We start from the raw sequence: 15353 nt of genomic DNA on the forward strand, positions 1-15353 counted from the left end.
ACCTGGATGCGATGCTGGCGAGGTTCTCTCAGTATTCGTTCATCGAGTGGATTGATCTCTACGAGCTGATCGACGAGCCGGACAAGACTGGTCCCGATGGTCGGTTCGGGCTGATGTTCAATCTGTCGACCCCGAAGCCGCTCATGTCGACGGTTGACAAGTATACGGGTGGACCCCAATAACAGCGGCGCTATTCCGGTGCAGATTTTCGGCTAGACTCCCTTCAGGGGTGAGCACATAGGGACTATCAACCTGTGGCATTTCTGCTAATGTTGTGGTCTCATTTGTTGGGAAACTCGCTCCTACGCCGGGAGGGTCCAGTGCCTGATGAACACGACTCCACTTTGCGCGATGCGCATTGGAAAATGTACTCAGAGAATTCGATCCAAGCGCGTCATCACGAGACGCAACGAGCGGCGGTAGCATCTACATTCATAGGCATTTCGGGCGCAGTCATCGCCTTCATGACTTCGGACAAGACGCTGAGTCCTTTGGACCTGCCGCCTGCACTTCTACTCGTTCTGCTCGGCATGTTCGGAGCAGTGTTTTCCGCGAAGCAATACGAGCGTATACAGCTACACACGCGGCGCGCACGGGGCTATCGTGATGCCTATGATGCGCTACTTCCAGGGTCACCTCTGAGAAGCATCAGACGGCTTGCGGATGATGACAACACGCGAGAATTTCCGAAACTGAGTGTTCTACGTCTGAATCAGTTTTGGATTGCGATGAACCTTGCGATCTCTGGACTTGGCGTTTGTCTCGTGATTGTGGCGCTATTCTTCCCGATTCGGGTCATAGCCCCGTAATGGCGTTCGTAGGTCGCCTTCTCGACGGTTGCCTTCACTCCCTTCAAGTCACTGAACCTCCAGAGGGGCGCAAAATTCCATGGCCGCCATCCTCATCACGTCGTTGGTCGAGCGAAGTCATCTCAGCACCGGGAGAAGTCTTATTATGCAATCACAATCTTCGAGCCGTTGCGGGTCGCCCGAGACCCGCCATGTCGAAGGCTTCGATTCGACCGGAACGAAGAAGAGAAGTTTATTCCGACAACATTGAATAGAGATTGAACCCGCCAATCGCAAAAGCACAGAAGGCAATGAACCACGCGCCGGAATCATGCGGCCAAGTCACAATTGCCCATATTCCTAGCCCGACCAACCCAGCATTGATCGCCAGGCCGACAATATTGGTGTGATTAAGGACATAAGCAACAACGGCAAAAAGGAATACCCCCAGCGATGAGGGCTACCAAAACGAAAAATGAAAAAAGGCCTTCGATTGGTGCGGGCATTTAACTTCTCCGCGCGGCTACCATGATGAACAAACACCACCACCGATAGAGGGTTTGTCGCGTCCTTTCCCTCAGGGATGTCGGCTCGCTCTCTTCAAGGGAAGGGAGGGGAGTGCTCAATGTACTCCGCTGGCCGTACCTTTCGAGATCGCGCGCGTCAAAGCCTCGAGGCGGGCTGCGATGCCGCTCATCCGGCGGGCCGCGTGTTGAAGCGCTACTATGTCGGTCGGCCCGGCGCCGGTCGCGAGATTGAGTTCGTTCTGCAGGTGCTGAAATTCCGCCTTGCACCGGTCCAGCTCGGCGAGAAGCATCGCGAATTCGTCCATTGGCGAACGGCCCTTCTGTTGCATGGGCTATGGCCACGATAAGAATAGTCCGACAGGGCTGTCAGGTGTCTTCTCACGGTGGGTAGTCCACCAGCATTCGATCGATCTCTTGGTCAAGCCAGCGTTTGGAGAGGCTTAGGAGGAAGCCCACCATCCGTCCAGGAATGGCTCCGGCAAAGCCCAATCGACTTGGTTGTCGTTGTCAGGGGGAGCTGATAGCTCCTGCATTCCCCCTTAGTGCCGCGTGGCGACGGAGGCGAACAGACAAAGCGACCCGTTCACCACGTCGAACGCGGCGCGACGGAGGATGTGTCCAGCGTAGTGGAGGCACACCTCGGGCGCTTCGCTCAGCTTCTTCGACCAGATCTCGAAGATCTTCCAACTCTGAGAGCTGAGAAATGAGTTCACTAAGTCGTCGGGCACAAAAGATTGGGCGAGAGCTTCGCATAATGTCCTCCCCAGCACAAAAAGCACTATCAGGACGGCTTCAGAGCAAATAGCGCGAGCGTAAAAGTGAAAACTATCATGGGTAAATATCGGATTTCAATACGTCAGGCTAATTGCCGCAGGGTGGCTGCTTCGGTCAGCGCGGTCCGAGACCATTGAGAGAGCAAAAGGACCCCAGCTTCAGGGCGGTGAAGCTGGGGCTGTCTTGAGGCTGCCCCTTGGGAAAGGCAGCCACCCGCTGGCAAAGGGCAACAGGAAAACTTTGCAATCGGGAAGTCGTTCCAAGCCGCTTGTCGGCCGCAGAATTCCCGGATGTTGACGCAAGCCGCTCCCTCTGGGCGCCGAGCGGTTGGGCTTGGCGCATTTACCTTGTTTGAGATTTTGACCCCGGCTGTGCCGTTCTGAATCGAGGCGAGCCAGCAGTCACACGTCAGCCCACCGCTGCTCGTCGATTATCCCAGCGTCTGGGTGTTTTGCCGGAGCGTCGTCGTGAGTTCAGGTTCGATGCCCGACACACGAGCCGCCGTGTCTTCCACGTTCGTGACGAGGGCGAGAGTCCTCCAGAACGGTGCAGGACGTGCGAGCAGTGCGGCAGGGCTTAAACGCTGCAGCGCTCCAGCTCGCGGTTCTGTTCGGGGGGTGCAGAACGCGCGCATGCCGCGAGCGTTTGGCGTTACAGCTAGCGTTACAGCATGATGCACCGCCGCGCGCCACGCCCACCACGCAAGGCACCACCAGATGGCTTGCTACGACGACAAACTGGGTGACAGAAACGATTGCGGGAGACGACGAGGTATCACTGTGAGTAATCGTCACCACCGCCGCGCTGATCTGGCTAAAATCGAACGCAATACACCTGGCGACTTGCTGACGTATCTGGTCGAGCCCGACGAACCGGCGCTCGATGGCATGCCGCTGCTCAAGGCTGCGGCGGGCCACTGGACCGGCCGGTCTCGAAGATGGTCGTCACTGCCTCATCTGCAGTTCATACTTGTGACCAGTCGGGACATCGGCGATGTTGCTCAGCACGCCTGACATCGCCAAGCCGACCAAGTTGGTACCGCCGGAACATGCCGGGCGTGCTGGGAAGCGTGATTCTGCCCGTTGAGGGAGGCGTCCATGGGCGAGGTTAGCACGATTGGTCTGGATTTGGCGAAGTCGCTGTTCCAGGTGCATCGGATCGATGTCACGCGCGCGGTCCTGATGAAGCGGGTAAGTCGGGCAAAGGTGCTGGAGTATTTTTGCCAGCAGCCACGTTGTTTGGTTGGGATCGAAGCATGACCGTCAGCGCATCATTGGGGCCGCGAACTTCAGGCGCTTGGACATACGGTCAGACTGACACCTCCGAGCTATGTGAAGGCCTACCTCAACCGCAGTAAGAACGATGCGAATGATGCGGCTGCAATCTGTGAGGTTGTGACGCGGCCGTCGATGCGTTTTGTCCCGGTCAAGAGACGACGGAGCAGCAGCCGTTTTGATGCTGCACCGGACTCGACAATCGCTGGTGCGCCAGCCTACCAATGTTGAGCAATGCACTGCGCGGGCACCTGGCCGAACTCGGCATCGCGTCGGCCAAGTGGCGCAACGGGACAGCGGAGTTACCAAGGATTATCGATTGTCGGGGGCGAGACTACAAGGAGCGGAAGCTGTCGCTCGCGGCCTGAGGCAGGCGGACTACGAGATGGCAACACCAATAGACGAGCGCATGACGACTTAATGCAGATACCTCGTTCCGAGAATCGGGAGAACCCGCTTTCAGACGGTCAACGCCCGGTGGGCGAGGTAGAACATCGCGAAGGTGGAAATGATGAGGCTTGTTCCGGAGAACGACGCTCGCACTTGGACAGCAGACTCAGTGTGCGTGGCTTGAGGATGGGCATGTGACCCGATGGGGCAAGTTTCGCGCCTTATTAGTCGAACGTGGCGGACTTCCGTCCGCCAGCGCGGACGCGCTCTTGTGTCACATACCAGATTAGGTCAGCATGAAGAGTGCTGTACATAGCCGATCCGCGCTGGAAGATTGTGGTCGCCGACGGCGCGAAGAGAACCGCGATGTGGTTGCCGCGGGGCCTTCATCTGCTTTGATTCCGCTCGACCGAGTAATGGAGTGTTCTGCGATTGCAGCTCTGGCCTCCAACTAAAGTTTCTTTCCTTCTGGATCAGCCATGAGAAGGCTTAGTACCGGCGTCGCCTAATCAGAGATGTCTTTCAGTGCTTCCACCAAAAGCCTATTGTCGTCTTCAGTGCGGCTTGCGATGCGCAAGAATCGTTTACCATTCTGAAGAGTCTTGCCGCCATTGTGCCTGATCAATATCCGTCTATCTTTTAAAAGTGTTGAGGCGATCACGTCCCCATCCGGCCAATGGGGCGGGAGTTCGCAGAACACGAAATTTGCGTCGGGCTTCAGAACTCTCATTCCGTCGATGCTGCGCAGGTCTGCGTATAGTTTGTCCCTGTCGCTGCCCACCCTCACCCAACTCTGCTTTGCAGCGTGCGCCAGGTGAGGAAGCTTGCTTAGAAAAAACTCAGCAAACGTATTAACATTCCACGTGGGGAGGGCGGCTCTAATTTCGTCCATCGTCTGTACATTTGCTGATGCCGCATACCCGACCCGTAAACCGCATGTCCCGTAAATCTTTCCAAGGCTTTTGAGAACGATCACGTTGGGAAATTCCAGCAAGTGATTTTCCAGGCTTGCACTTCGCCCGAGCTCGCTAAACTCGATAAATGACTCGTCGATCAGTAGGAGTTGCTGTTGAGCTCGAAGCGCGGAAGCCAGATATAGTAAAACCGGATAGGGAACCATCCGCGAAGTGGGATTATTCGGCGATATCACGACTGCGCCGTCGAGACCATTTGCACGCGCAAATGCTGCATAGCGGTGCACATCGAGTTCAAAATCTGGCGGTGACAGGAAAAAGCGTGACAACCGCCCGGGCAAGGCGGTGGTTTCATAGGGATTGAAGGTTGGGACCGGGACAGCAATCCGCATACCCAGTCGGCCAAGGAGGATGGGAATCAGTTCAGCCACGCCATTGCAAATGACAAGATTACTAGCCGGCGTCTTCACCGCATCCGCAAGAAGCTGGACCAGCTGCGCATTAGGAGAGGGATAGCAAGTAATAAGCCGCGGTAGCGCGTTCTTAAGTTCGTCAAGGAACGCGTGCGGCGGAAAATATGGATTTACCAGAAGGACGAAGTCCTTGATGTCATATTTCCAATAGCCGCCGGGGAATCGGTTGACCAGGTCAGAAACCTCGTCCGGCCTAAGGGATACGGCGATTTGTGCTGCGCTGTTCATGAGTGCGACTAGCTCAACGTTTCAGGGCAAAACGAAAATCGTAGGATGGTCGCGATCTCCCGACAAGCTCCCGGCGAACAAGCATCGAGCAGTGCCGATCCGTGCGGAGATGTTCTCGGCAACAAGTCTGGTGCACGCCGGGGTTGGCGAGACTACACGTCATCATGTGACCTGCATGGAGTGAAGCCTGCAAGCCCAAGAAGGCCAGTCGCTGGATCATACTTCCATCCGCAATCAAAAGGAGCGACTGGCTAAAAGCACCGATGACGCGACGGCGAAGATGCTTATTGCCGTATACATTGTTGCGCTGAGTGGTGGCACGCGAAGAGGCGCGACATGCGCTATAGCGAGCAGCAAGAAGGCAATGTTCACGAAATCCGGAAATGCTTCAGCAGGAATAAGAGGCTTAAAAAGAAATAGAAGCGCCAGGAGCGGCACGTCGTATGATAAGGGGATGCCCAAGAACCGTCCATCACGCGACCTGCCAAAGTTCGCAAAGTAGCTAAGCCTTATTGCTCCCGTCACTACTAGAGCGGTTGCGGTCGCAAACGCGACTTGTGAAGCTTGGCTGACTTGTACCACAACTGCCGCAGGCACAACGGCTCCATAGACGATATCTGCAAAGCCGTCGAGGCTCGCTCCCATTTTTGCGACATCTGGATCCCGACCTTTCGTGCGACCTGCCACAAACCCGTCCAGGTGGTCCGATAGAACAGCCCAAAGCGCCGCTGCCACAGATAGCTCCAGGCGGTCAGAGAGAGCTAAAGACAGGCTGGCGGAGGAAAAGAGAAGACCTGTGATCGTTATCGCGTTCGCTGGATCCCAAAGGTATTTCAGCATTGAACTCTCACCTCGTTTGCAAATGACGTCTCGCCGCGTAGGCATTCGTTCGGTCCTTGAAAATGCGCTCGGCAATCTCCAAATCGTCAGCATTATCAATTTCGTACCAGCTGAGGCCGTCGCATTGCGCCGCGGCGAGCTGTAGGCCTCGCCTCGCTATCAGATAACCCAAAAGTTCTTCGGTGTAGGTCTGCCTAGCTCCAGCGGTGATGATATCGTCCAGTGTCGGAACGATCGTTGCCTTGAGTGTCGGCGCTGAAAGCCGTAGGAGGTTCATCGTCTTGAAAAGCTTTGGGCCATCCGCGACAAGATTTGCCGCGGTTTGCTTCAATCGAAAGCCTGAGATGAAGCCGTTCTGCGACAACAGGACGGCCGACCCTTCCATTGAATCATCGAAGGGAACGACTGCAGCTACGTCGGTCCCGCGGCAGACCATCAAGTGTCGCAGCGCATCCTCTTCGAAAAAGACGTCGCCCTCGAGAAGAAAGCAGTCTCCGGAGAGAAGAGCGTCGCGCGCCAGCCACAAAGAATAGGCGCTTCCGGTGCGGTCGAAGACGGTCGACTCGATATATTTGATTTTGAGTTCGCCAAAGTTGCTACCGCAGGCATATTGAATGGCGTCTTTGCGGTAACCCACCACGATCGTCACCTCTTCCACGCCGACAGATTCCAGATTGTGCAGAGCGTTGTGAAGAATCGAAGTGCCGTTGACCTCGACCAGCGACTTCGGCCGCAGATCTGTCAGAGGACGCAGGCGAGAGCCGCAGCCAGCGGCGAGAATGATGGCGTTCTTGGGAGCATCGGTCACAGTTTAGTTCCTTTTTCGTCGCGCCTCTAAGGTGAAACACCGACGGACTTCTTGCGCCAGCTTAGGCGTGCTGAAGCGAGATCAGGTCTGCCGGAGCCATCTGAAAATGGAGCCCAAGCGTTAAGACAGACAAATGGTTCTCGTCGGTCCTTTCACCAGAGAGAAGGGAGGCGCTGGGTCCGGTGCCTCGAGCTGCCGAGATGGCCAAGTGCGCATTTCGGTTGAGTGAGGCGGGCTACGCTATCTCAGGACATCTCAGTGCAATGATTAGGCATTTGAGATTGCAGTCGAACTTGGCCAGCTAGGAGGAAATCCAGGACAGTAGGTGGACAACGAAAATGCGCTCCTGTGTCGACGAAACCCTATTTGCGCAGTTCAGCGTCGGGACGCAAATATCGCGTTTCCGCACGGGCGAGTTCGTCGTACTTGAACAGTTCGAAGACTTCCTCGAGAGTAGCGATGTGCGGCTCAATGCTCGCGGTGCTTTCCTCAGCGATGATGCGACCGCAGACTTGACGCATTGCCGCTATTGCCGCTCGCATAGACTGGTTGGCCCAAATCACCGTAGAGATGCTGGCTTTTCGGTATACAGAAATCGGTGTTCGATAGTATTTCGTCGGAACGATCACGACCGGCAGTCTGTTCTGCCAAGCGCGCGCGAACGAAAGGACTTCGTCCGCGGTGCTCCTTCGCGAATGAATGAGGATCGCATCGGCTCCCGCGTCGGCGTAGGCGTGAGCGCGCGAAAGTGCTTCGTCCATCTCATGCCCAGCAATCAACGCCTCGATCCTTGCCACCAAGATCAAGTCGTCCGCGACTGTATCCTTCACTGCCCGGAGGCGGCCAGAGAATTCGTCGATATCGGCAAGGGGGTGCCGATGCCCAACAAACGAGTTCATCTTCGGAAAGCAACTGTCCTCGAGCGCCACGCCGGCTGCTCCACGCTGACGGAGGCTGCGTGTCACGAGGCGCGCGTTGTTGAAATTCCCGAAGCCGCCATCTCCGTCAACGAGCACAGGCAGTCCGCTCGAGTCCACGATCCGCTCGACTACATCTACGAGTTGGCTCCACGACGCTTCGTTGGCATCGCGGTAGCCCAGGGAGCAGGCAATTGACAGGCCGGACGCCCAGAGGCCTTTGAACCCCGCGCGCTCAGCGATTGCGGCGGAGAGACCATCATGCGCTTCCATGAGGAACGATAGCTCTCTGCGGCAGCAGATTTCGGCCCGCAGCATTTCAGCAGGTGAGGAACCAGCGGATTGATCAGGGCCGTTGGCGCGAACAGATGCTAATCGGTCTTGCATGCCAATTCCTTGTGATGACGGGCCTAACGTGTAGACCGGCCGATTTCATCAATCGATAGGTGACCTGCTTCCGTCATCTAGATCAATTGCGAGGGTTGGTAGTTGACCGCGCCCGCAAACCTGCTCCGTGTGGGAGTGCTCAAGAGCCATCTTCCGCGTGGTCAATCGCTACGTCGGCAACTTGCAGCCCATGCCGGGCGTCTTCCCTAACTATCCCGCGCCTGTGATCCGCAATCAACCGAAGCCTAGGACTGAGACGCGCGCTTAACTTTCACGCACGCTTCGTTTGTCTGTAGGGCGCCGCGGTCTTGCCTGTCCTGCCACGTGCGAGGCTCGGCTTGTGGCGGCTTCAAACACACCGCAATACGTCCGTCGAGTTGCCATAGCTCGATGTCGATGGCATCAACTAGCTGCTGAGCACGTTCCTGTGCTTTTTGCTCGTCGGCACACTGCAAATTGGCCGCGCTTATAACGTGGCGGTCGTGATCCAAAAGGTAAGCTCGGTAGTGCGCCATCCCCTTCCCAAGAAATTGAGCGGGCCCAGACCCTCGCTGGCTTGATCATCGGACCATCACCTCAATCCCTCAATGAGCGTTCTCCGGCCGAGCGCATCGTTCGCCGTCAGAAGCGAACCGCCAAGCATTGCCAAGTAGTTTGGCAACTCGCAATCGGGAAGCGCGTTCATATTGCGCACAAACGAGGCAACCGAGTTCCTAAGATCAGCTCGGTCGAGATGATCGAATGCCCGCTGCTTGCACCGCTCGACATATTTGTCGCGCGTCATTTCAATTAATAGGAAATGTTCCATTTCGTCTCCCCAACCGATGACTGCTTCCAATAGTGAAGTTGGAGCCGAGCGGATTTGGCCCGTCTGTCCGAGGGGCGACAAACGGCTGCGCTTTTGTTCGCAAATGTGGGAATTAGGACAGAGACACACATCGCGACCGCACTGTCGGCGCCGGGCGGAGTCCAACCCAGATACCGGGTCCGACGGCGCAGGTTTTCTGACGCGCGAGAGCTATCAATCGCTGCGCCTCCTGCTTTGACCATTCGCGTGGCCTTCGATATAGCCGGGGCTCGATCGCCATGTCACCTCAGTAAGGAAGAAGGCACGCAAGCGCGGCTTGCTGCTCCAGAAGCAGGCCGACCCCTCGCAACTCCATGCGAAGTGAAATCATTCAATGTGGAGCATCGCGCGCCACCGCCACCTGCGACGATATTCGTTAGGTAGAATGGGGTAGGCCGCTCCAACTGGAGTTCGAGAATCTCCTTGGCAGCCGCGGGGCGCCATGCCGCGAACGATGTCGTCAGGGCTGAACGCCTGGATCGGGTCAAAAGGGGCGGTCAAAGGCGTTGGGAGGTCAAGTCCGGTTTACCCGTCATAGCTGATGGTCCCAGCTTGGCTCATGCTCCTTCACATCCGAGCGAAGCTCCTGCGGCTGGCCACCAAATCGGCCAGAATTCCTTCAGTCGGCTCTCTGCTTTGACGCACGCCGGGAAGCCGCCGCGACCCCCAGTTCGCCTGCCACGCAAGCAAAGGGAGCGGTTTGCAAAGAAAGCGATGGGATGCCGCAGCCTACACTACACGCGAACTATAAAACGTTGACCGTCCCCCATGAGGTTCTGTTGATGATCGCGAGTTTCAAACCGTTTGATGGGTTGCGTCTCGAAATTGCCCACCAAAACGAGGGGGCGACAGCATACTTGGTGTGGAGCAAGTGTGCTTTGCGAGCGCCGTCTGCCAGGCTGCTCACAGAGAAGGACAGTCGGATGATTGCGCCGATTCGACGGAACTGGAATCCAAAAGACATTTTCGATGAGTTGACGCCGGCCATGTTCACGGCCGGACGATCGATTGTGCGCGCACGTCGGGACAAGTTGTGGCCAGAGTTGTATACTGAATACGACGCGAGGCACTTAAAACAAGAAGTGTTCAACCGAAATCTGATCGCCACCAACGAAGCTGAGGCGTTTATTAGTGCCTGGGCCGCGGATGAAGAGCGTCACACCGATAGTTTCATCCGGATCATGGAGCTTGTCGCTGGTGAATCCGAAAAAGATCTTCGAGACAGATTGGAGGCGCGATCGCATAGTTTTTCTGCAATCAATGAATACTTGAAGGACGAATTCTCTCTGATCGTTATGATCGCATTTGATGAGATGTGTACTTGCCGCGCCTATGCTGCGGATAGAGAGTTCTATGCCGGACTTGGCAGCAGCTTCCTTCGTTGCCTGAGAGAGGTGGTTGCCGACGAGGCAGTTCACTCGATGAACGCTGTTAATGTTCTCCGTGCCCGTTACTGCGAGCGCATTTCCGAAATCGGCGAGATTCTCGACAACCTAATCCGCAGCGTGGGCGATGATCCGGACTATACAGGCACCTTCGTACTGGATTACTTCGGCGAGAATTACACGAAGCAGATGTTTGTCAACTGCCGCGCCGCTGTCCTGAGAAACGTCGGTAAGCCGCTAACAGCGGCAGTGACAGATTGAAGCGTCGGCGCGCAACTAGACAGACGAGCGCTCATCTCCCGTCAGTGCCTCAGAAGTGCCTGTGTGTGTCGGCCAGAGCGGATTCGGCTCACAGAGAATTCAGACAGCCTGCATGCGCTGTCCTTGAACGTTTTCGCTCGTTTTCAGTTTATTGGCAAGCGACACGCAATAATGAGCGATTCAGCGGTGCCTTGCACAAGGGGCACCGGTCACACGCCAAGAGAAAAAGCCAATCAGGCAATCGTCACGAACAATTAAGCCAAATGGCGCTGTCGGCTTTCCTCCTGTTGTCGCGAATTCTTCAACGCACGCGCTCGAGGCAGCTATCCCAATTCTCTCAAGTCATTGTCGTTAAACCCGATTTTTTGGAGCGGTGCAACTGGTACGACCCTTGCTGTTCTCATCCCTAGGTTCTCTCCCTTCCGGAGATGTGTATGCAAAGTGCCCTCTGCACCAAGCAGAATTTCCGACCGCCGGCATATCGGGGTATCCCCCCGACGAACATCGTCTTGCACGACGAGGGCCGGTCGCGCTCAACCCTTAAGAATTGTTCGCGTCGGAGGCGTGCGACTAAGCCACCCAGACGCCGCGCATTGTTCATGCAAGGAGCCAAACTTGCGCGACGAGTCTGTTGGGCTGCTCATCGACCCGGCTCTCGTCGGTGCCGGCGCGGTGAAGATCAGTTGGGGGCTGACGATGCAGATCCGTAGATCGTGCACGAGCTTGGCCCATTTCTTTTCATGCTCGCCGGCAAGCCGAACATCCGCGGTGACACCGGGCTCGTTGAGCTCGGGACCGCGGAGCGGCTCGGCGACGGATTGGAACTTGCCTCCGCTTAAAACAAGCTCAATCGAGCGGCGCAATACCGACCTCTTGGGTCAGCCCGCTGAGGCGCCCAAAATGGATCTTTTCAGCTTCACCGAATGCGCGACGCGAACGCAATCGCTCCGATCGCTTTTCGAGCTTCTTGTGAGCTGTGCCAGCGACGAAGGCTTCAGCGAAGTCTCTTACGGAGCGCTCAATTTCGCAGAGCCACTTCGTCTACCGGAGTATCCGCCGCCCGCCGTGGCCGTTAAGTGGCCGCCCGAGTGGTGTGAACGATATTTTAAGCGAAAGTACCACAAAATCGATCCGGTGGTCCGGCGGACACCGACGCTTTCGCGGCCGTTTCTGTGGGATCAACTCGCCGAGCAATATCAACTACAGCCCGACGAAAGGCGCGTACTTGATGAGGCCAGAGAGGCCGGTCTCAAGCACGGCATGAGTGTACCATTGTTTGGGCCATTGGGTCGATTATCGGTCGTATCGTTTGCATCTCGGTTCGACGATGCCGATCCTCAACATTCCAAAGGCCATCTGAACGCACTAGCCTGGCACTTTCACACCGCTTGTGTGGAGATCACACGTCCGGCGGAAGATAACTGCAATATGAGAGTTGCGCTATCACAGCGGGAATTAGATTGTCTAGGGTGGGTGGCAGAGGGCAAATCGTCATGGGAAATCGGGAGGATATTACAAATCAGCGAGAATACGGTGAACTTTCATCTTAAGAACGCGATGCGAAAGCTGGGCGCGACCAGCCGGATCCAAGCCGTCATTGTGGCGATCCGCCTCAATCTTATTTTTGATGTCCATGCTGCGTGAGCATCTTGATGGACGACGATTGTACCCAAGGCGCTGACATTCGGCGTCGATCGAGCCGTTCTGCTCATTGACCGGCGCTTCGCTGGTTCTGATACTCTGGTGATAACTTACGCATTGGCAGCCGCCATCCGAAAAGTTCGTAAGGAGCATGGACCGCCGACTTCATCTTTACCGGCAAGCAAACCATCGACGGTGACACCGCCCAGGTGGGACCCGGGATTGCGAAGCGGCTTGGGATGCTACGGCTGACCTACGTCGGCAAGATCAGAGCACTAGACCTAACCGTGCGCACAATCCAAACGGAACGACGTGCCGAAGGCGGTGTCCAGGTTCTGCTTACTTACCAGCCCGTATCTCATTACGATTCTCGAGGCCACCACCACATTCGCCGCGGCGCCATGGCCGGATGCGCTACGAGCCGCCCGCGCGCCAATCGTGAAATGGAACGCACAGGACGCGGGTCTCGAGGACCATTCCAAATGTGGTCTCGCCGACCGTGATCAAGTGAGTCTTCGCTCCCTCGGCGCGCGCTGACAAAGCGATGCTGGTGGAGGCTTCCGAGCAGCCGCCGCAAGCTTTGATCCACGCGATCTTCAAGCACCAGCCAAAGCTTGAAGCGGAAGTTGCCGCACCGGTCCGCGAGTAATCTGGGCAGCTTTGTGGGCGCTATCAGGCATGCCCATCGCTGCACAATTTCGAGGCTCTAACGCTCCTGGATAAGAACTCGACGGCAGCGCCGCGGCAAGCGCGCTCCCGACAAGAGGAAATTTCTCGGCGCGGGTCTTACGTCTTCAACACCGGCCCGTCTGGAAGAACCTCGACGTAGGGAATAGGTGTTGAGTCGGACTGCCTCAGGTTGCAGATTGACAAACTCGAACGGCGAAGTCCCCTATCGGCCAATACTAATTAGGCGCGCACCTTCGTTTGGGCCTCGTCCGTCCAGAGCCGATGCTTCGGCCATCAGTGTGAAGGATTCGCTGGAGAACAGGAAGATATGGACGGTAGAGGTTTTCAGTCATACTCTGCGTCGTTATGAGTTCTGAAAAACGCCACGCTCCTGCAGAATGGGCAGCAGCTTATGATGGTCCTCGATGAGATAATCCGGCTGCGCCGCTCGCAGACGCGTCTCGGAAACAAATCCGCCCGTAATGGCTACGCTGATCAGGCCAAGTTCGCGTGCAATATCCGTTTCGACCGGCATGTCCCCGATGATGAACGTTGAGCTGGGGTTCAGATTGTATGCTCGCATATACAGATGAAGCCGCTCTCCTTTGCTTGTGCTTTTATATTGAGTAGCGCGGCTTTCAAAAGCCAGAACCTCCGCGACACAATCGTCGATTCCATGTCTTCGTAATTGGGTAATAAGGGGATCGACTATATGGTTACTAACAATAATGCTGGGAACCTCTTGTTGACGTGCCGTTTCCAAAATGCAACGCGCGCCTTCGCGCAGTTCGGCTTTGCTCGCCAGCGGTTCGTAAGTGTCGTGAAAAATAGCGCTGTCATGGCTATCGACCGTTTCGATTTCACTCTCCGACATTCCTAGATTGCGGTAAAAAACCGAAAGTGGAACATCGAAATGATCCCGAAAAGTGTGCATGTCGATGGCAGCTCGGCCGAAGCGGTCCAAAATGGTGTTCGTCGTTTGTAGCAAGGCGTCGGCGTCGTCGAGGAGAGTGCCGTTCCAATCGAATACAAGAGCAGGTTTCATCATGGCCTCATGCTGCAGACGTTTTCGTTGAGGTGAGATCGTCGATCAATCTATTCGAAGTCTCGTCTGCGCGCTTTTGTCCGCCAACGGGGCGGCATCTCGAACGTAAACGCAGAAAGACCGATTCCCTCATGTCCCCGCGGCAGCAAAGAAAGCAGACTTCAAAGGGCACATCAGCGTTGACCAGAGCCCCGTTCAAACAAACCGTCAAACGACGGCGGGAGGTTTTATGATTGTCAAAGGGCTGGAAGTCGGCGTCACTCTTCTCCCTGTGAGAGGGAGTGCGAACGTGTGCTATAGCTACATGCGGCCTGGAATGCGCGTCCTGCTCAGTGAAATCAACATCTGCTAGTTTGCCTGCTGGCCGGCATGACTTTGTATGTTGAAACCGTTCTTCATGCATAGATGCGGCAACGCCGAACCCCCTCTGTGCACGGTTTTCAAGCCTCGGCACCATGTGCTTGAGCTGATCGGAAACCGGCCTTTGTGAGCGGCTTGAAGGCAACAGAAATGCGCCTGCAGCACCGGACATGCTATGTCTCCTTGACCGACGATTATGGATGTCGCCCGTTGCATGTTGTTGTTTTCCCCCCTGTACGGTTGCAGACATCCGATGTCTGGAACCGACACCGAGCGGAGGTAATCCGTCGGCTGGCGCGAAGCACATGGTTTTGCGCCTCAGCAAGCAAGGCTCGTACCAAGTCCTCTTTCGCGGGCAGGAGGCTTCGCCGAGCTTGGCAAGCGAACTGTGTGATTCGAAACAGCCGCCCTGATCTGGCTGCCTGACTTCCGACAGGCGGCCGCCAAAAGTCAGCTTTGGTGGGCACGGTGCCTGATGGGGCTATCCCGCGGTGCTCCGCCTAGCAGCCGCAGCAAAGAGCGTTACGCGACTGTTGCCGCGGCGGGAATGTCTTGGTCCAATCCTCAAGCGGCCAGTCCGAACCCTACGCTGAAGAACGAAAACGTTCAGTGAACTGGACCCCCACCTGAGGGACCATCGGGCCCTGTTTGCTGATTGAATTCGTCACGCTCCGATCTCCTTGATGTCACGGAGCGAACAGCGCTGTCCGCCGTTGTTGCAGCTTTCAATGGGTAGACGCTCCGTGACGGCATCGATACGCAAAGTGAAGGCTATTGAAGCGTCACTTAAATGAGGGCGTTTGTGAACGAAGCTCGTGCGATTCG

Annotated in this window: 11 protein-coding genes and 3 pseudogenes; 7 read left to right on the forward strand and 7 right to left on the reverse strand. The window is 56.2% G+C overall.

Going from position 1 to position 15353, the window contains the following annotated elements; all coding sequences use genetic code 11:
- Positions 1 to 182, forward strand: a pseudogene (locus IVB50_RS29170) (hypothetical protein); the annotation flags it as partial.
- A 138-nt stretch (positions 183 to 320) separates the two neighbouring features.
- Entirely contained in the window at positions 321 to 809 is a 489-nt protein-coding gene (locus tag IVB50_RS29175) for a hypothetical protein (RefSeq protein WP_247298718.1), read from the forward strand.
- A gap of 601 nt (positions 810 to 1410) precedes the next feature.
- On the opposite strand, the gene IVB50_RS29180 is transcribed toward IVB50_RS29175, so the two are convergent.
- On the reverse strand, positions 1411 to 1620 hold the full coding sequence (locus tag IVB50_RS29180; RefSeq protein ID WP_157642935.1) for a hypothetical protein: 210 nt from the start codon (positions 1618 to 1620) through the stop codon (positions 1411 to 1413).
- 1248 nt (positions 1621 to 2868) lie between these two features.
- Between IVB50_RS29180 and IVB50_RS29185 the strand changes: the two genes are divergently transcribed.
- A complete protein-coding gene (locus IVB50_RS29185; protein WP_247298721.1) occupies positions 2869 to 3102 on the forward strand; it encodes a hypothetical protein in 234 nt (77 codons plus the stop codon).
- An 84-nt stretch (positions 3103 to 3186) separates the two neighbouring features.
- Positions 3187 to 3614 (forward strand): annotated as a pseudogene (locus IVB50_RS29190) (transposase); the annotation flags it as partial.
- 644 nt (positions 3615 to 4258) lie between these two features.
- On the opposite strand, the gene IVB50_RS29195 reads toward IVB50_RS29190, so the two are convergent.
- From IVB50_RS29195 to IVB50_RS29215, 5 genes are all read right to left on the reverse strand, one after another.
- Entirely contained in the window at positions 4259 to 5368 is a 1110-nt protein-coding gene (locus tag IVB50_RS29195; protein ID WP_247298725.1) for a histidinol-phosphate transaminase, read from the reverse strand.
- A 234-nt stretch (positions 5369 to 5602) separates the two neighbouring features.
- A complete protein-coding gene (locus IVB50_RS29200) occupies positions 5603 to 6208 on the reverse strand; it encodes a CDP-alcohol phosphatidyltransferase family protein (protein WP_247298729.1) in 606 nt (201 codons plus the stop codon).
- A 7-nt stretch (positions 6209 to 6215) separates the two neighbouring features.
- On the reverse strand, positions 6216 to 7016 hold the full coding sequence (locus IVB50_RS29205) for a phosphocholine cytidylyltransferase family protein (protein WP_247298731.1): 801 nt from the start codon (positions 7014 to 7016) through the stop codon (positions 6216 to 6218).
- Positions 7017 to 7378: 362 nt separating this feature from the next.
- Positions 7379 to 8251 (reverse strand): phosphoenolpyruvate mutase, encoded by an 873-nt coding sequence (gene aepX, locus IVB50_RS29210; protein ID WP_247298777.1) that lies wholly within the window; start codon positions 8249 to 8251, stop codon positions 7379 to 7381.
- 640 nt (positions 8252 to 8891) lie between these two features.
- A complete protein-coding gene (locus IVB50_RS29215; protein WP_018455420.1) occupies positions 8892 to 9128 on the reverse strand; it encodes a hypothetical protein in 237 nt (78 codons plus the stop codon).
- Between the two features lie 821 nt (positions 9129 to 9949).
- Here IVB50_RS29215 and IVB50_RS29220 point away from each other — a divergent pair.
- From IVB50_RS29220 to IVB50_RS29230, 3 genes and pseudogenes are all read left to right on the forward strand, one after another.
- A complete protein-coding gene (locus IVB50_RS29220) occupies positions 9950 to 10813 on the forward strand; it encodes a hypothetical protein (protein WP_247298733.1) in 864 nt (287 codons plus the stop codon).
- Positions 10814 to 11713: 900 nt separating this feature from the next.
- Positions 11714 to 12457, forward strand: coding sequence for a LuxR family transcriptional regulator (locus IVB50_RS29225; protein ID WP_247298780.1), 744 nt, complete (start codon positions 11714 to 11716; stop codon positions 12455 to 12457).
- A 21-nt stretch (positions 12458 to 12478) separates the two neighbouring features.
- Positions 12479 to 13103 (forward strand): annotated as a pseudogene (locus tag IVB50_RS29230) (nitrogen fixation protein FixA); the annotation flags it as partial.
- 384 nt (positions 13104 to 13487) lie between these two features.
- Here the strand turns inward: IVB50_RS29230 and IVB50_RS29235 are convergent.
- Positions 13488 to 14171, reverse strand: a complete 684-nt coding sequence (locus IVB50_RS29235) for an HAD family hydrolase (protein WP_247298736.1) — start codon at positions 14169 to 14171, stop codon at positions 13488 to 13490.
- Positions 14172 to 15353: the final 1182 nt, after the last annotated feature.

The sequence above is a fragment of the Bradyrhizobium sp. 87 genome, from assembly GCF_023073015.1.
Lineage (GTDB): Bacteria > Pseudomonadota > Alphaproteobacteria > Rhizobiales > Xanthobacteraceae > Bradyrhizobium > Bradyrhizobium canariense_D.